Source organism: Acidovorax cavernicola, from assembly GCF_003581445.1.
In genome coordinates this window covers 1-14,979 of record NZ_QXMN01000074.1, presented here as the reverse complement: position 1 = coordinate 14,979, position 14,979 = coordinate 1, and the positions used below count along the sequence as shown (strand labels likewise).

At 68.7% G+C, this 14,979-nt stretch carries 18 protein-coding genes; 8 read left to right on the top strand and 10 right to left on the bottom strand.

The annotated features are described in order from the left end of the window. Positions 1–147 precede the first annotated feature (147 nt). Complete coding sequence (locus D3H34_RS30140) at positions 148–624, top strand: Lrp/AsnC family transcriptional regulator (protein WP_062477192.1); 477 nt, start codon at positions 148–150, stop codon at positions 622–624. Positions 625–636: 12 nt separating this feature from the next. On the opposite strand, the gene D3H34_RS30135 is transcribed toward D3H34_RS30140, so the two are convergent. From D3H34_RS30135 to D3H34_RS30125, 3 genes are read right to left on the bottom strand one after another with little or no spacing between them, the layout of a single operon-like run. Further along, positions 637–954, bottom strand: a complete 318-nt coding sequence (locus D3H34_RS30135; protein ID WP_119558469.1) for a YkgJ family cysteine cluster protein — start codon at positions 952–954, stop codon at positions 637–639. A gap of 31 nt (positions 955–985) precedes the next feature. Continuing rightward, positions 986–1,921: an ornithine carbamoyltransferase gene (gene argF, locus D3H34_RS30130; protein WP_119558467.1), complete on the bottom strand. Its 936-nt coding sequence runs from the start codon at positions 1,919–1,921 to the stop codon at positions 986–988. Next, a complete protein-coding gene (locus tag D3H34_RS30125; protein ID WP_119558465.1) occupies positions 1,918–3,129 on the bottom strand; it encodes an aspartate aminotransferase family protein in 1,212 nt (403 codons plus the stop codon). Before D3H34_RS30125 ends, argF begins: the two co-directional genes overlap by 4 nt. A gap of 160 nt (positions 3,130–3,289) precedes the next feature. On the opposite strand from D3H34_RS30125, the gene D3H34_RS30120 reads away from it, so the two are divergent. After that, positions 3,290–3,628 carry a DUF3579 domain-containing protein gene (locus D3H34_RS30120; protein ID WP_119558463.1) on the top strand — a complete coding sequence of 113 codons (339 nt, stop codon included), beginning with the start codon at positions 3,290–3,292 and terminating at the stop codon, positions 3,626–3,628. A gap of 167 nt (positions 3,629–3,795) precedes the next feature. Here the strand turns inward: D3H34_RS30120 and rpsT are convergent, their stop codons facing one another. Then, on the bottom strand, positions 3,796–4,110 hold the full coding sequence (rpsT, locus tag D3H34_RS30115; protein ID WP_056571937.1) for a 30S ribosomal protein S20: 315 nt from the start codon (positions 4,108–4,110) through the stop codon (positions 3,796–3,798). Positions 4,111–4,228: 118 nt separating this feature from the next. Between rpsT and murJ the strand changes: the two genes are divergently transcribed. The 5 genes from murJ to D3H34_RS30090 all read left to right on the top strand — a co-directional run bounded on the left by murJ (position 4,229) and on the right by D3H34_RS30090 (position 8,152). After that, positions 4,229–5,782 carry a murein biosynthesis integral membrane protein MurJ gene (gene murJ / locus D3H34_RS30110; RefSeq protein WP_119558461.1) on the top strand — a complete coding sequence of 518 codons (1,554 nt, stop codon included), beginning with the start codon at positions 4,229–4,231 and terminating at the stop codon, positions 5,780–5,782. Positions 5,783–5,846: 64 nt separating this feature from the next. Next, positions 5,847–6,698 carry a SirB1 family protein gene (locus tag D3H34_RS30105; protein WP_119558459.1) on the top strand — a complete coding sequence of 284 codons (852 nt, stop codon included), beginning with the start codon at positions 5,847–5,849 and terminating at the stop codon, positions 6,696–6,698. Positions 6,699–6,709: 11 nt separating this feature from the next. After that, positions 6,710–7,147, top strand: a complete 438-nt coding sequence (locus D3H34_RS30100) for a bleomycin resistance protein (RefSeq protein WP_119558457.1) — start codon at positions 6,710–6,712, stop codon at positions 7,145–7,147. A gap of 132 nt (positions 7,148–7,279) precedes the next feature. After that, positions 7,280–7,702 carry a YciI family protein gene (locus D3H34_RS30095; RefSeq protein ID WP_119558455.1) on the top strand — a complete coding sequence of 141 codons (423 nt, stop codon included), beginning with the start codon at positions 7,280–7,282 and terminating at the stop codon, positions 7,700–7,702. Between the two features lie 30 nt (positions 7,703–7,732). Continuing rightward, the gene (locus D3H34_RS30090) at positions 7,733–8,152 is read left to right on the top strand and encodes a YciI family protein (protein ID WP_119558454.1); all 420 of its coding nucleotides are present in this window, start codon (positions 7,733–7,735) and stop codon (positions 8,150–8,152) included. A 7-nt stretch (positions 8,153–8,159) separates the two neighbouring features. On the opposite strand, the gene D3H34_RS30085 is transcribed toward D3H34_RS30090, so the two are convergent. Continuing rightward, positions 8,160–9,053: a formylglycine-generating enzyme family protein gene (locus D3H34_RS30085; protein ID WP_286186460.1), complete on the bottom strand. Its 894-nt coding sequence runs from the start codon at positions 9,051–9,053 to the stop codon at positions 8,160–8,162. Between the two features lie 152 nt (positions 9,054–9,205). Between D3H34_RS30085 and D3H34_RS30080 the strand changes: the two genes are divergently transcribed. Beyond that, entirely contained in the window at positions 9,206–10,498 is a 1,293-nt protein-coding gene (locus D3H34_RS30080; RefSeq protein ID WP_119558450.1) for an RNA polymerase sigma factor, read from the top strand. Here D3H34_RS30080 and D3H34_RS30075 read toward each other — a convergent pair. From D3H34_RS30075 to purM, 5 genes are all read right to left on the bottom strand, one after another. Further along, positions 10,495–11,490 carry a GlxA family transcriptional regulator gene (locus D3H34_RS30075; RefSeq protein ID WP_119558448.1) on the bottom strand — a complete coding sequence of 332 codons (996 nt, stop codon included), beginning with the start codon at positions 11,488–11,490 and terminating at the stop codon, positions 10,495–10,497. The genes D3H34_RS30080 and D3H34_RS30075 overlap by 4 nt on opposite strands. Then, positions 11,460–12,089, bottom strand: coding sequence for a DJ-1/PfpI family protein (locus tag D3H34_RS30070; protein ID WP_119558447.1), 630 nt, complete (start codon positions 12,087–12,089; stop codon positions 11,460–11,462). The genes D3H34_RS30075 and D3H34_RS30070 overlap by 31 nt, the downstream gene beginning before the upstream one ends. Continuing rightward, positions 12,086–12,670 (bottom strand): isochorismatase family protein, encoded by a 585-nt coding sequence (locus D3H34_RS30065; RefSeq protein ID WP_119558444.1) that lies wholly within the window; start codon positions 12,668–12,670, stop codon positions 12,086–12,088. The genes D3H34_RS30070 and D3H34_RS30065 overlap by 4 nt, the downstream gene beginning before the upstream one ends. 107 nt (positions 12,671–12,777) lie before the next feature. After that, entirely contained in the window at positions 12,778–13,848 is a 1,071-nt protein-coding gene (locus D3H34_RS30060) for an AI-2E family transporter (protein ID WP_119558442.1), read from the bottom strand. Between the two features lie 50 nt (positions 13,849–13,898). Then, positions 13,899–14,939: a phosphoribosylformylglycinamidine cyclo-ligase gene (gene purM, locus D3H34_RS30055; protein ID WP_119558440.1), complete on the bottom strand. Its 1,041-nt coding sequence runs from the start codon at positions 14,937–14,939 to the stop codon at positions 13,899–13,901. Positions 14,940–14,979: the final 40 nt, after the last annotated feature.

Sequence of the window (14,979 nt, the reverse complement as noted above, 5' to 3'; positions counted from 1 at the left end):
GGGCAGTGTGGGCCGGTTGCGGGCGGTCCACAAGGGCCGCCGGGTGCCGAATGCTATGCGCAGTGAATGCCTTGAGTCGAGAAGTTATCCATAAATCTTGAAAAGATTGAATAATCTATTCAATCAAGAGGATCTAAAGAACAAATCATGCAAGCCGACCTGGACCGAACCGACCTTCAGCTGCTGCGCGCGCTGCAGGACAACGCCCGCCTGACCTCGGGCGAGCTGGCGCAGATGGCGCACCTGTCGCAGTCGCCCTGCTGGCGGCGGGTGAAGAAGCTGGAAGACGACGGCGTGATCGGCGGCTACCACGCGGGCCTGAACCGGCGCGCGCTGGGCTTCGGCGTGCTGGCCTTCGTGATGGTTGGCATCGACCACCAGACCGAGATCTCGTCGCGCGCCTTCGAGGACGCCGTGTGCGCCATTCCCGAGGTGGTGATGTTCCACGGCATCTCGGGGCCGGCGGATTTCATCCTCGTGGTGGTCGCGAAGGACCTCGATGCCTATTCCGACCTGCTGCAGCGCAAGCTGCACCGCCTGCCGGGCGTGCGCCACGTGCAGACGCATTTTTCGCTGCAGGAGTTCAAGGGGCAGCTCGGTGGCCTGCCAGTGCCCGTGGCCTGAGTTGCGTTGCCGTCAGTGCAGCGCGTCGGTCAGCACCGCGAGCCCATGCCGCAGGCGCGCGCGCTGGCAGGCGTCGCTGCCAGCCTGCAGTTCGTGGCAAGGGTTCGGCCGCCATTCGTAGATGCCGCAGGCCACCGACTGGCCGATCTTGCCGGTGAGCGCGGCACAGCGCGGAGGTGTGTGGTCGGAGCCGCGCATGCGGCAGATGGCGTCGTTCACCTCGACCGCCAGGCCCGAGGGCACACGGCCCCCGTTGTCGTCGAGTTCGTACACGCTGAAGTCGACGCGGTAGCTGGCGCAGCAGGCGCCGCAGGTCTGGCAGGGGTTCATGAAGCCAGCGCGGTGTGGGGTGCGCAGGGGATCAGAGCCGACCCAGGAGCAGGAACTCCATCAGCGCTTTCTGCGCATGCAGGCGGTTCTCGGCTTCGTCCCACACCACCGACTGCGGCCCGTCGATGACCTCGGCCTGCACTTCCTCACCGCGGTGCGCGGGCAGGCAGTGCATGAAGAGGGCGTCGGGCTGCGCGATGCGCATCATGTCCTCGTCGACGCACCAGTCGGCGAAGGCCTTGCGACGGGCCTCGTTCTCGGCCTCGTAGCCCATGCTGGTCCAGACGTCGGTGGTGACGAGGTCGGCGCCGCGGCAGGCTTCCATCGGGTCCTGGAAGACCTTGTAGCTGTCGCCCGAGCGGATGCCGGCGATCGACTGGTCGACCTCGTAGCCGCTGGGCGTGCTCACATGCACCGTGAAGCCCAGGATCTCGGCCGCCTGCAGCCAGGTGTTGGCCATGTTGTTGCCGTCGCCGACCCACGCCACCGTCTTGCCCTGGATGGAACCGCGGTGCTCGATGTAGGTGAAGATGTCCGCCAGGATCTGGCAGGGGTGGAACTCGTTGGTCAGGCCGTTGATGACCGGCACGCGCGAGTGCGCGGCGAAAGCGTCGATCTTGGTCTGCTCGTAGGTGCGGATCATCACCAGGTCGACCATGCGGCTGATGACCTTGGCGCTGTCCTCGATGGGCTCGGCGCGGCCGAGCTGGCTGTCGCCCGTGGTCAGGTGCACCACGCTGCCGCCGAGCTGGTACATGCCGGCCTCGAAGCTCACGCGGGTGCGCGTGCTGGCCTTCTCGAAGATCATGGCCAGCGTGCGGTCGGTCAGCGGCTGGTGCTTCTCATATGTCTTGAACTTCTTCTTGATGATCGCCATGCGATCGAAGAGGTAGACGTACTCGTCGGCCGTGAAGTCCGAGAACTGGAGGTAGTGGCGCAGGGCGTTCGGTGCGGCGGCGGTCGTCATTGCGCAACGGGCTCCGAGAGGAAGGTCTTGACGATGGGCGCGAGGATCGCAACGATCTCGTCGGCTTCGGCAATGCTCAGGATGAGCGGCGGCACGAGGCGGATCACCTTGTCGGCCGTGACGCTCAGGAGCAGGCCGGCGTCGCAGGCGCGGTTCAGGATCGCACCGCAGGGGCGGTCGAGCTCGATGCCCAGCATCAGGCCCTGGCCGCGGATTTCCTTCACGCCGCTCAGGCCGCCGATTTCGCGCTCCAGCGCGGCCTTCAGGTGGGCGCCGACGGTGGCGGCGTTCTCGAGCAGCTTCTGCTCTTCCATGATGCGGATGGTTTCCACACCGGCGCGCATGGCCAGCGGGTTGCCGCCGAAGGTGGTGCCGTGGTTGCCCGGGCCGAAGATGTTGGCGGCCTTGGGGCCGGCCACGACGGCGCCGATCGGAACGCCCGAGCCCAGGCCCTTGGCCAGCGGCATCACGTCAGGCTTGATGCCCGCCCACTGGTGGGCGAACCACTTGCCGGTGCGGCCCATGCCGCACTGCACTTCGTCGATCATCATGAGCCAGTCGCGCTCGTCGCACAGTTGGCGGACCTGCTTGAGGTAATCCACGCGCATCGGGTTGATGCCGCCTTCGCCCTGGATGGTCTCGAAGAACACGGCAACCACGTTCGGGTTGCCTTCGGTGGCCTTCTTCAGCGCCTCGATGTCGTTCAGCGGCACGCGGATGAAGCCTTCGACCAGCGGGCCGAAGCCGGCCTGCACCTTGGGGTTGCCGGTGGCCGACAGCGTGGCGATGCTGCGGCCGTGAAAGGCCGCTTCGTAGACGACGATTTCGGGGCGCTCGATGCCCTTGTCGTGGCCGTACTTGCGCGCCAGCTTCAGGGCGGCTTCGTTGGCTTCCAGGCCCGTGCAGCAGAAGAAGGCGTTGGTCAGGCCCGACAGCTCGGTGAGCTTGGTGGCGAGCTGTTCCTGGCCGGTCACGTGGTAGTAGTTGGAGCTGTGGATCAGCTTGGTCAGCTGGTCCTGCAGCGCAGGCACCAGCTCGGGGTGGTTGTGGCCCAGCGTGTTGACGGCGATGCCGCCCAGGCCGTCGAGGTATGCCTTGCCCGTGGTGTCCCAGACTCGGCAGCCCTGGCCGTGCGACAGCGCGATCGGCAGGCGACCGTAGGTGTTCATGACGTGGGGCGAGGTGGGTTGCTGGGCGGTGGCGCTCATTCGGTTCTCCAGATAGGGAACGCGAATTCTAGGCGGCTGGTTTGACGGCTTCGTTGAGGATTCCGCATCACAGCAATGCCCCGTATTCAGGATGTAAAAAAGGCGCGGGATAGAATCGCTTGCTGCACCGCAACACCTGTTCCGGTCGCCTCATTTCACGATGATTTCCCCCAACGCCAAAGAAATCTTCATCCAGGGCATCACCCACGATGGCCGCACTTTCCGACCCAGCGACTGGGCGGAACGCCTCGCCGGCGTCATGTGCTCCTTCCGCCCCGGCGGTGCTTATCCGGGCAGCCACCTGAGCTATTCGCCCTGGTGCATTCCCACGACCATCAATGGCGTGAAGTGCGTGGTCGTGAACCGCGCCCTGCGCGACGCCGAGCCCATGGCCTGGGACTTCTGCGTGAACTTCGCCAAGGACAACAATCTGCAGGTGGCCGAGGCCTGCCTCGTGCCCGACCCGGCGGATACGCCGCCCCCTCCCAAAAAGGCCTGACTCCCAGGCCTTTTTCTTTGCCCGGCGCCGGAAGCGCTTTCTCTTGTGCTCTTTTCGAGCGCCCATGAAAAAACCGCCCGAAGGCGGTTTTTCACTTTTGCTTGCTGCAGCGCACCCCGATCAAACGGCGGACCGGAGGATTCCAGTCCGGGCTTGCCTGACAGGTGTCAGGCGGCGGCCTTTTCAGGCGCGAGGGCGAGGGCCTTGACCTTGGCCGACAGGCGGCTCTTGTCGCGGGCTGCCTTGTTCTTGTGGAAGATGCCCTTGTCGGCGACGGTGTCGACGATGCTCTGGGCCTTCGCGAACAGTTCGCTTGCCTTGGTCTTGTCGCCAGCCAGAACAGCCTTTTCGACGTTCTTGACAGCGGTACGGTATTTGGAGCGCAGCGAGGTGTTCGCAGCGTTGAGCTTGACGTCCTGGCGGACGCGCTTGCGGCCCGACGCGAGGCGCGGGTTCTTCTTCTTGGGCTTGGCGGATGCCATATTTAGTGTTCCTTAGGTGTCTGAGGATGATGCAGCAAAGCCCTCCATTATAGGCCGGGTTCCGGTTTTCAGCGAATCGGCCACTTTTGGCACCTTGGCGGGCCCTACACTCGCCCCCGTGTCCCTGTTCAAATCCGCCTCCACCGTCTCCCTGCTGACCCTCGCTTCGCGGATCACCGGGCTCGTTCGCGACGTGCTGTTCGCCTCGGTGTTCGGCGTCAGCGCGCTCACCGACGCCTTCAACGTCGCCTTCCGCATCCCCAACCTGTTTCGCCGCGTCTTCGGCGAGGGCGCCTTCAGCCAGGCCTTCGTGCCGGTGCTGGCCGCGCAAAAGACCGAGGCCGGGCAGGAGGGCGCCCAGGCGCTGATCAACCACGTCGCCACGTTGCTGACCTGGGCCCTGGTGGTGCTGTGCGTGGCGGGCGTGGCGGGCGCGCCGCTGCTGGTCTGGGCCATGGCCAGCGGGCTGGCGGGCTTCGATGCGGCCGTGGTCATGACGCGCTGGATGTTCCCCTACATCGGCTTCATGTCGCTGGTGGCGCTGGCGGGCGGCATCCTGAACACCTGGCGCAAGTTCGCGGTGCCGGCGGCGTCGCCGGTGCTGCTGAACATTGCGCTGATCCTGTCGATCTCCATCGGCGCGCCGCTGTTCCGGCGTTGGGGCATCGAGCCGATCTACGCCCAGTGCGTGGGCGTGATGGTCGGCGGTGTGCTGCAGCTGGCGTTGCAGATTCCGGCGCTGCGCAAGCTGGGGCTCATGCCGCGCATCGGCGCCAGCGTCAAGGCGCTGCGTGCGGCCTGGAACGATCCGACCACGCGCAAGGTCATGAAGCTCATGCTGCCCGCGCTGCTGGGGGTGAGCGTGGCGCAGATCTCGCTGCTTATCAACACGCAGATCGCCTCGCACCTGGCCACCGGCAGCGTGACCTGGGTCACCAACGCCGACCGGCTCATGGAATTCCCCACCGCCATGCTCGGCGTGGCGCTCGGCGTGGTGCTGATGCCGCAGCTCGCAGGCGCGCGCGCCGCGAAGGACGATGCGCGCTATTCGTCGCTGCTCGACTGGGGCCTGCGGCTCGTCGTGCTGCTGGCGGCCCCGTGCGCCGTGGCACTGCTGCTGTTCGCCAAGCCGCTGGTGGCCGTGCTGTTCCACAACGGCGCCTACACCGGCGAGGATGTGGGCCGTACCACCGTGGCGCTCATGGGCTACGGCGTGGGGCTGGTCGGCCTCGTGGCGGTCAAGGTGCTCGCGCCCGGCTACTACGCCAAGCACGACACGCGCACGCCCATGCTGATCGCCGTGAGCGTGCTGGTGCTCACGCAGGTGCTCAACTTCTTCCTGGTGCCGCTGCTGCAGCACGCGGCCCTGACGCTGACGATCGGCATCGGCGCGCTGGTCAACGCACTCTGGCTGCTGGTCGGACTGATCCGGCGCGGCAGCTACACCCCCGAACCCGGCTGGGGCAAGTTCGCGCTGCAGGTGCTGCTGGGCACCGTGGTGCTGGCGGCCTTGCTGGCCTGGGGCGCGCAGTATTTCGACTGGGTCGGCCTGCGTGCGCAGCGCCTGCACCGCATCGGCCTGCTGGCCGCGCTGATCGCCGGCGCCGCGCTGCTCTACTTTGCCGTGCTCACGGCAGCGGGCGTGCGGCTGCGCAGTTTCATGCGCCGCTGAGGCGCCGTTGGCGAGCCGGAAAACACCGCCTTGACGCTCCCAGCGGGCTCCTCTACAAAGCCATATGACGTTCAGTTACCAGGTCCCCACCGCACTGGAATATTTCGGGTCGCTGGTCGGCAGCGATGACCACTTTCCGCTGCTCGAAGCGGCCGCCAGCATCGCGCAGGACGAATACCCCGAACTCGACGTGCAGCAGGTGCTGGGCGACGTCGACCAGCTGCTCGCGCGCCTGAAGCGCCGCCTGCCCGCCGACGCCGCACCGCTGGCCCGGCTGCGCGCGCTGAACCAGTTCTTCTTCAGCGACCTGAACTTCGGCGGCAACGTCAACGACTACTACGACCCCGACAACAGCTACCTGAACGCCGTGCTGCGCACCCGCCGCGGCATTCCGATCTCGCTGGCCGTGCTGTGGATGGAGCTGGCGCTGGGCCTGGGCCTGCAGGCGCGCGGCATCAGTTTCCCGGGGCACTTCATGATCAAGGTCACGCTGCCCAAGGGGCAGGTCGTGATCGATCCGTTCACCGGCAAGTCGCTCTCGCGCGAGGAACTGGGCGAGCGGCTCGAACCCTACAAGCGCGGCAACGGGCTGGTCGGCGACTTCGACGTGCCGCTGGGCCTGTACCTGCAGCCCGCGAGCCCGCGCGAGATCATCGCGCGCATGCTGCGCAACCTGAAGGAAGTGCACCACGCCCAGGAAGACTGGCCGCGCTACATCGCGGTGCAGAACCGCCTGATCGCGCTCCTGCCCGCCGCCTGGGGCGAGTACCGCGACCGGGGCGTCGCGCATGCCGAGCAGGGCCATGCCGCGCTGGCGGTGGTCGACCTCGAAACCTACCTCGCCAACGCCGAAGATGCGCTCGACATCGACGCGATCGCCGAGCGCGTAGCCCTGCTGCGGCGCATGGCCAGCTGACGGCCCTGCCCATGAGCGACGACGACACCCGCACCGGTGTGAGCGCGGCGCCTCCCGACCTGGGCACGCTGCATCAGTTCCATGGCGTGCAGCCGGTGCTGCCGGTGTCCGACGTGTCGCGCGCCGCACGGTGGTTTCGCGACGTGCTGGGCTTCGAGCTCGACTTCATGGCGGGCGAGCCGCCCAGCTACGCGCGCGTCAAGAAGGGCGACGGCAGCCACGGCGACCCGGTCTACCTGCGCCTGTGGCAATGCGGCACCCGCGAGGCCCGGCCGTGGCGCGGCGAGATCGTGATCCACGTCGGCAAGGACATCGACGGCCTGCACGCCGCCTATGTGAAGCGCGGCGTGACCGTGATCGAGCCGCCCGCGTCCCAGCCCTGGGGCCTGCGCGAATTCGCGATCCGCGAACCCGACGGCCACGTGCTGCGCTTCTGCGGCTATCTCTGAAATCTCTGAAGCAAAAAATTACAAGCGGATCGGCGCGGCCGTGTCGATCCGCTGGCCGCTCATCCGACGTGTGAACAGGAGCGCGCAGATTCCGGCGTCTCCCGATCCTCATCAACCCACAGGAGAAACGACATGCGATTCATGGTTCTGGTCAAGGCGAGCCCCGATTCCGAAGCCGGCGTGATGCCGAGCACCGAGATACTGACCGAGATGGGCCGGTTCAACGAAGAACTGGTCAAGGCCGGCGTGCTGCTGGCGGGCGAGGGGCTGCACCCGTCGTCCAAGGGCGCGCGCGTGCGCTGCGAAGGCAAGAAGCGCACCGTGATCGACGGCCCCTTCACCGAGACCAAGGAACTGCTCGCGGGCTTCTGGCTGCTGCAGGTGAAGTCGAAGGAGGAAGCCATCGAGTGGATCAAGCGCAGCCCGTTCCAGGAAGGCGAGATCGAGATCCGCCAGGTGTTCGAGGCCACCGATTTCGGCGATGCCATGACGCCCGAACTGCTGGCGCAGGAAGACCGCCTGCGCGCGGAGTCTGCGGCCAAGGCCGGCGGCTGAACCCGGTCAACTCATCAAGGAGAAACGATCATGCGATTCATGCTGCTGATGATTCCCCACGGCTACGAAACCGCCGCGCCCGGCACCGTGCCCGACGACGTCGAACGCGTGGGTTCGATGATGGCCTTCAACGAGTCCCTGCAGAAAGCCGGCGTGCTGATCGGCTGCGAGGGCCTGCACCCGCCGTCGATGGGCGCGCGCGTGAGCTTTCCGGGCGGCAAGGCGAAGGTGGTCGACGGCCCCTTCGCCGAGGTCAAGGAAGTGCTGGGCGGTTACTGGCTGATCGATGTCGCCTCGCGCGCCGAGGCCATCGAATGGGCCAGCCGCTGTCCGGGCAGCGAGGACGAGGTCATCGAAATCCGGCAGGTGCAGGAGATGGAGGACTTCTCGCCCGAGGTGCAGGACGTGGCGAGCGAATTCACGTCGATGCAGCAGACCCTGAAGAAGTGAGCCGGCCCTAGTCTTCCCGCACGAGCCGGATGCCCACGAGCGTGTAGCGCGTGCTGGGCGCATTCCAGTTGCGGTAGGACGAACGGGCGTAGAACGCCCACGTGTGCCAGGAGCCGCCGCGGCGCACCCGCACGGTGCCCGCGGCCGGACCCTGGGGGTCGTCGACGGGTGAGCGCGCGTAGTATTCGTCGCCATGCCAGTCGGCCACCCATTCCCACGCGTTGCCGTGCATGTCGTAGAGGCCCCAGGCGTTCGGCGCGAAGCTGCCGACCGGGGCGGTGAAGGCGAAACCGTCGTCGCCCGCGAGCGCCATCGCGCGCCAGCGCGGCCAATGGGCGGCGCTGCGCGCGTCGAACACGTTGGCCCCGCGCAGCAGCGAGGCCGGATCGTCTCCCGTGCTGTAGCGCGAGCGGGTGCCGGCGCGGCAGGCGTACTCCCACTCGGCTTCGGTCGGCAGGCGATAGCGCTTGCCTTCGGCCCGGCTCAGCCATGCGGCCAGCGCCTGCGCGTCGTTCCAGCTCACGTTGACGACCGGGTGGTCGTCGTTCTGCGCAAAGCCGGGGTCGCGCCAGGAGTAGCGCGGGTCGCGGCCTTCGAAGGCGTCGCCACGCCGCGTGGTGGCTGGGTCGTAGTCGGCGCGCCAGCCGTAGCCGCCGGTGCCGTCGGCCACCGATTCGGGCACATGGCCCGAGGCCTCGAGGAAGCGCCGGAACTGGCCCACCGTCACCTCGTGCTGCCCCATCCAGAACGCCCGCGTGATGCGCACCTTGTGCACCGGCCCTTCGTCGCCCAGCTGGGTGAAGCGCTCCTTGGGCAGTTGGGGATAGTCGCGTGCCAGCGCATCGGGCGCCTCGTCGCTGCCCATGAGGAATTCGCCGGTCGGCAATCGCACGAAGGCCATGCCGAGGCTGTTGCGTTCCACTGCGAGGTCGTCCGCCCGGGCATCGCCGCAGGAAAGGCCGAATGCAAGGCCGAACGCGAAACCGAGGCTCAATCCAATGAGGCGTGGTGTCATGGCCGCATGCTATCCCGCGCATCGGCCGGAGGGGGCGTATGAGCGAAGGCCGGGACGCCGCCGCCATCCACCGCGCCATCGAGGCGGTCTGGCGCATCGAGTCCGCGAAGATCATCGCCACGCTCGCGCGCAAGGTGCGTGACGTGGGTCTGGCCGAAGAACTGGCGCAGGATGCGCTGGTGGCCGCGCTCGAGCAATGGCCCGTCGACGGCGTGCCCGACAACCCCGCCGCCTGGCTTACGCAGGTGGCCAAGCACCGCGCCCTGGACCGCCTGCGCCACGTGCAGCTGGCCGAGCGCAAGGCGCCCGAGATCGGCCGCGAACTCGACGCCCTGCACGAGATGGCGCAGGCCGATTTCGCTCAGGCTGTCGATGCGGCGCTCGACGACGACATCGGCGACGACCTGCTGCGCCTCGTGTTCACGGCCTGCCACCCGGTGCTCTCGACCGAGGCGCGGGTGGCGCTCACGCTGCGGCTGATGGGGGGGCTCACGACCGACGAGATCGCGCGCGCTTTTCTCGTGCCCGAGGCCACCGTGGCGCAGCGCATCGTGCGCGCCAAGCGCACGCTGGCCGAGGCGCGCGTGCCCTTCGAGGTGCCGCGCCGCCACGAACTCGACGCCCGGCTGGCCTCGGTGCTCGAGGTGCTCTACCTGATCTTCAACGAGGGCTACGCGGCCACCGCTGGCGACGACTGGATGCGCCCCGGGCTGTGCGACGAGGCCCTGCGCCTGGGCCGCATCGTGGCCGAGCTGGTGCCCGGTGAATCCGAGGTGCACGGGCTGGTCGCGCTGATGGAAATCCAGGCCTCGCGCACCGCTGCGCGCGTCGGCGCCTCGGGTGAGCCGGTGCTGCTGCTCGACCAGAACCGCGCGCGCTGGGACCAGATGCTGATCCGCCGTGGTCTCGCGGCGCTGGCGCGTGCCGAATCGCTGGGCGGCGCGCTCGGTCCGTACGCACTTCAGGCCGCCATTGCCGCCTGCCATGGCCGCGCGCGCACCGCGGGCGAGACCGACTGGGCGCGCATCGCGGCACTGTACGACGCGCTGGCTGCGCTGTCGCCGTCGCCCATCGTCGAGCTGAATCGCGCGGTCGCGCTGTCGATGGCTTTCGGGCCCGCGGCAGGGCTGGAGGTGGTGGATGCGCTGGTGGACGAGCCCGCGCTGAAGGGCTACCACCTGCTGCCGACCGTGCGCGGCGACCTGCTCTTCAAGCTGGGGCGGCATGACGAGGCGCGGCGGGAGTTCCAGCGTGCCGCCTCGCTCACGCGCAACACGCGCGAGCAGGCGCTGCTGCGGGCGCGCGCCGACGCCTGCGGCGACAAATCCTAGCGGGCGGGTGTCGACACGCCGGCCGAAGGCGATCCCGGCAATCCGAACTGGTGCCACGCCCGGCGCAGCTGCGTGTCCGAACCGAAGCCCGACACCTCCGCTGCCCGCGTCACGCTCGCGCCCGACGCCAGCGCCAGTTGCGCGGCCGCCAGCCGCAGCCGGCGCAGGTAGGCCAGCGGCGCCACGCCCGCATGCTCGACGAACAGCCGTGTCAGATGCCGTGCCGAGGTGTGAGCCACCTCGGCCATGCGCGGCACGTTCCAGTCGGCCTGGGGCTGTTCACTGACCGCGTCCTGCACCCGGTGCAGCGCCGCATGCAGGTGGTTGCGGTAGGCGAGAAAGGGCGACAGCTCCGGGTCGTGCGGGCCGCGCCGCAGCGCCACCACCATCGCCTGCGCCACCTGGGCCGCCAGCGCCTCGCCGCAGGTGCCGGCGACGAGGTGCAGCATCAGGTCGATGCCCGTCGTGACGCCCGCGCTGCTGTAGACCGGCGCGTCGATCACGAACACCCGGTTGCTCACCACCTCGCAGCGAGGCTCCACGGCGCGCAGCTCATCGAGGTGATGGTGGTGCGTGGTGACGCGTCGGCCCGCGAGCGCGCCGGCGTGCGCCGCGAGCAGGGCGCCCGCGCAGACCGTGACCAGCTCGACGCCGCCGCGCGAGAAGCGCTGGCCGCGCAGCCAGTGCAGCAGGTCCTGCGCCTCGGGGTTGTCGGTCGCGATGGTGTCGCCCGGCAGTCCGACCAGCACCACCCAGCCGGGGCCGTCCCATCGCGTCGGCAAGGGCGCCAGCCCCGAGAGCGCGACGCCGACGGACCCCTTGATGGTCGGCCGGGGTCCCGCGAATTCGATGACGAAGCGCTCGGCCTGGCCCGCCGCGCGAAGCCTCTGGTTGGCGATACGCAACGCCTCGGCCGGCCCGGCCCAGTCGAGCACCAGGCTGTCGGGCAGCAGCACGAAGACTACGCGGATGGGGTCTCGTTGCGGGTCCATGAGTAGTCCATCTGGCGCGCCGTGCGCTCGGCGAGTTCACTGCCGGCCAGGCGCTCGACCAGGTGCAGGCTCATGTCGATGCCCGCGCTGATGCCCGCCGAGCTGACGATGCGGCCGGTGTCGACCCAGCGCACGCCTTCGCGCACGTCCAGTTGCGGGAACTGCGCGCGCAGGTCGGCGAGGTCTTCCCAGTGCGTGGTGACCGCCTCGTGCGTCACGACGCCGCTTTGCGCGAGCAGGAAGACGCCGGTGCAGACCGAGGCGACGAGCTGCGCACCGGCCGCGCAGTGCGCGATCCAGCGCAGGGTGTCGGGGCTTGCCATCGGCGCATCGACCACGCCGCCGGGAATGACCAGCACGTCGGCGGCTGCGGCGGCATCGGCCAGCGTGTGGTCGGCGAGCAGCCGCAGGCCGGCGCGTGCCTGCACCGGTTCCCCGGCGCGGGCATGGGCGACCGAGGCCACGTCGAACAGCGTGGGTGCGCCGGGGTGGAGGCGCTGATGGACGCGGGCGGCGGTGGTGAAGACCTCGAAGGGGCCGGCGAAGTCCAGCGCCTCGACGCCGTCGTAGGCCAGGATGCGCACGCGCAGCGCGCTCATGCGGGCGCGCCCTCCGCCTGGGTTGCGGCGGCACGTTCGAGCGCCTGCGCCACGCTGCAGACCGTGGCGAAGCGCCCGTGCAGCACGGTCGCGGTGCGGGCCTTGATGTCGGCGGCGGCGAGCGGCCGGCCGTCGGGCTGCACCATGTCGAAGGTGAGGGTGGCGTCGGTCACGTAGTCGACCTCCCAGCCCAGGTCCGAGGCATGGCGCGTGGTCGTCTCGCAGCATTGCTCGGTGCGGATGCCGCTCACGATCAGGCGGCGGATGCCCCGCTGGGTGAGCCACACATCGAGCCCGCTGTTGACCAGCGCGCTGTGGCGATGCTTGGTGAAGGTGGCAGCCGCCTCGAAGGGGACGAGCCCGTCGATGGGGCGTACGTGGCCTGATTCGACCGCGAAGGGGTTGGAGGCCTCCTGCGGCGGGTCGATGTGGAAGACGCGCACGATGGGCAGCCCCGCGGCCACGGCACCCGCGATCAGCGCGTTCTGGGCCTCGAGGTAAGAGGGCACCAGGGTGGCCTGCCAGTAGGGGCGGTGGCGGAACGACTGCTGGGCATCGATCACAATCAGACAGGTGGTCATGGCGGCGGCTCGCAAGCGGAGTGGATGATGCCGCCAATTCTTCCAATGCACCAGCCGGTCGGCCGCGCCGAAGCGGACCGGAACCGATCAGATCAGGACATCGACGCTCAGACCAGCTCGGCGGCCTGCAGCTCTTTTTTCAGGTACGCGTAGTACAGCGGCGCCGCCACCAGCCCGGCCGGGCCGAACACCGCCTCGGCCACGAACATCACGGCCAGCAGCTCCCACACCCGCATCTGCGTGCGGCTGCCGACCACCTTGGCGTTGATGACGTATTCGGCCTTGTGGATCAGGATCAGGAAGGCCAGGCAGGCCGCCGCCGTGAGCGGCGACACCGACAGCGCCACCAGCGTGATCACCGAGTTGCACACCAGGTTGCCGACGATCGGCACCAGCCCGGCGACGAAGGTGAGCGTGATGAGCGCGGGCGTGTAAGGCAGCTCCAGCCCCCACAGCGGCATCAGGAACAGCAGGAAGATGGCGGTCAGCAGCGTGTTGAACGCGGCGATCCAGAATTGCGCCGCCACGATCTGGGCGAAGGCCTCGCCGAAGGTCGTGATGCGATGGAACATCTGCTGCGCCAGCGGCCGGCGTTGGGCCGGCGGCGGCGCCACGGCGGCCAGCGCCCCGATGATGAGGCCCACGTAGGCGAACAGCAGCGCCCCCAGCCACGCGCGGCCGGCCATCGCGAGCGATCCGGCCTGCGTGCGCAGGTAGTTGGCGACGATCCGTTGCACTTCGGCCGCACCCTCGGGCAGGTAGACGGCGATGTCGACCGGCAGCTTGGAGCGCAGTTCGAGCACGGTGCGGGCCGTGTAGTCGAGCAGTTCGCGGTACTGGTCGGGCGCGTCGAGCACGTATTCGCGCGTCTGGGACAGTCCCAGCGTCACCGCGCCGATGGGGCCCAGCAGCACCAGCGTGACCGCCAGCACCCGGGCCACGCCGTCGGCGCGGGGGCGCAGCGGTTTCAGGCGCGACAGCCAGCCAGCCAGCAGCCGGGCGAACCAGCGCGCGATCAGGAAGCCGATGCACACGCACAGCAGCCCGGGCAGCAGGTGCTGCCACATCACGAGCATCAGCCCCGCGAGCATCAGCAGGTAGCTGGCCATCACCACATGGCGGGATGCGGCCTGGGGCCGGAGGGTGGCGGGGGAAGCGTCGGGCAGCGGCTTGGCCATCCGGGAGGTGATCGGTCGGGCTACGGGAAGAGAAAGGGAGCGGGCCGCGCTCAGGCGACGACCACGGCCGCGCCGTCGCCGCGCTCGGCGATCACGCCGATCTCGTGCACCGATTCACCGGCCGCGCGCAGCGTGGCGGCGCAGGCGGCGGCTTCGGCCTCGTCGATCACCACGACCATGCCGATGCCGTTGTTGAAGGTGCGGTTCATCTCGATGTCGTCGATGCCGGCCACCTTCTGCAGCCAGGCGAACAGCTCGGTCTGCGGCCAGCTGCCCTTCTTGAGGTGGGCGGCGGTGCCTTCGGGCAGCACGCGCGGGATGTTCTCGAGCAGGCCACCGCCGGTGATGTGCGCCAGCGCCTTGATCGGGTGCTTGCCCAGCGCTTCGAGCACGGGCTTGACGTACAGGTGGGTGGGCTCCATCACGGCGTTGCGGAAGGGCTTGCCGTCGAGCGTGGCGGGCAGGTCGGCGCCAGCGCGCTCGATCACCTTGCGCACGAGGCTGAAACCGTTGGAATGCACGCCGGCCGAGGCCAGGCCCAGCACTACGTCGCCGGGCTTCACGTTCTGGCCGGTGAGGATCTTCGACTTTTCGACCGCGCCGACCGCAAAGCCGGCCAGGTCGTACTCGCCGGCGGGGTACATGCCGGGCATTTCAGCGGTTTCGCCGCCGATCAGGGCGCAGCCCGAGAGCTCGCAGCCGCGGGCGATGCCGCCGACCACGGCCGCGGCCGTGTCCACGTCCAGCTTGCCGCAGGCGAAGTAATCGAGGAAGAACAGGGGCTCGGCGCCCTGCACCAGCACGTCGTTGACGCTCATGGCCACGAGGTCGATGCCGACGGTGTCGTGCATGTTCCATTCGAAAGCCAGCTTGAGCTTGGTGCCCACGCCGTCGGTGCCGCTCACCAGCACGGGCTCCTTGTAGCGCTTGGGCACTTCGAACAGGGCGCCGAAGCCGCCGATGCCGGCCAGCACGCCTTCGCGCATGGTTTTCTTCGCCAGGGGCTTGATGCGGTCGACGAGAGCGTCGCCTGCGTCGATGTCGACACCGGCGTCCTTGTAGCTGAGCGGGGTGGGCGTGGAGGAGGTCATGGGCGGGCGGTGTCGAGAAGAAGGAGCGAAAGGGTCGCGA

What these genes read in the sequence shown, in the direction of transcription:
- D3H34_RS30140 (WP_062477192.1), top strand. Translation starts at nt 148, where the DNA reads ATGCAAGCCGACCTGGACCGAACCGACCTTCAGCTGCTGCGCGCGCTG.
- D3H34_RS30135 (WP_119558469.1), bottom strand. Translation starts at nt 954, where the DNA reads ATGAACCCCTGCCAGACCTGCGGCGCCTGCTGCGCCAGCTACCGCGTC.
- argF (WP_119558467.1), bottom strand. Translation starts at nt 1,921, where the DNA reads ATGACGACCGCCGCCGCACCGAACGCCCTGCGCCACTACCTCCAGTTC.
- D3H34_RS30125 (WP_119558465.1), bottom strand. Translation starts at nt 3,129, where the DNA reads ATGAGCGCCACCGCCCAGCAACCCACCTCGCCCCACGTCATGAACACC.
- D3H34_RS30120 (WP_119558463.1), top strand. Translation starts at nt 3,290, where the DNA reads ATGATTTCCCCCAACGCCAAAGAAATCTTCATCCAGGGCATCACCCAC.
- rpsT (WP_056571937.1), bottom strand. Translation starts at nt 4,110, where the DNA reads ATGGCATCCGCCAAGCCCAAGAAGAAGAACCCGCGCCTCGCGTCGGGC.
- D3H34_RS30105 (WP_119558459.1), top strand. Translation starts at nt 5,847, where the DNA reads ATGACGTTCAGTTACCAGGTCCCCACCGCACTGGAATATTTCGGGTCG.
- D3H34_RS30100 (WP_119558457.1), top strand. Translation starts at nt 6,710, where the DNA reads ATGAGCGACGACGACACCCGCACCGGTGTGAGCGCGGCGCCTCCCGAC.
- D3H34_RS30095 (WP_119558455.1), top strand. Translation starts at nt 7,280, where the DNA reads ATGCGATTCATGGTTCTGGTCAAGGCGAGCCCCGATTCCGAAGCCGGC.
- D3H34_RS30090 (WP_119558454.1), top strand. Translation starts at nt 7,733, where the DNA reads ATGCGATTCATGCTGCTGATGATTCCCCACGGCTACGAAACCGCCGCG.
- D3H34_RS30085 (WP_286186460.1), bottom strand. Translation starts at nt 9,053, where the DNA reads ATGGCCTTCGTGCGATTGCCGACCGGCGAATTCCTCATGGGCAGCGAC.
- D3H34_RS30080 (WP_119558450.1), top strand. Translation starts at nt 9,206, where the DNA reads ATGAGCGAAGGCCGGGACGCCGCCGCCATCCACCGCGCCATCGAGGCG.
- D3H34_RS30075 (WP_119558448.1), bottom strand. Translation starts at nt 11,490, where the DNA reads ATGGACCCGCAACGAGACCCCATCCGCGTAGTCTTCGTGCTGCTGCCC.
- D3H34_RS30070 (WP_119558447.1), bottom strand. Translation starts at nt 12,089, where the DNA reads ATGAGCGCGCTGCGCGTGCGCATCCTGGCCTACGACGGCGTCGAGGCG.
- D3H34_RS30065 (WP_119558444.1), bottom strand. Translation starts at nt 12,670, where the DNA reads ATGACCACCTGTCTGATTGTGATCGATGCCCAGCAGTCGTTCCGCCAC.
- D3H34_RS30060 (WP_119558442.1), bottom strand. Translation starts at nt 13,848, where the DNA reads ATGGCCAAGCCGCTGCCCGACGCTTCCCCCGCCACCCTCCGGCCCCAG.
- purM (WP_119558440.1), bottom strand. Translation starts at nt 14,939, where the DNA reads ATGACCTCCTCCACGCCCACCCCGCTCAGCTACAAGGACGCCGGTGTC.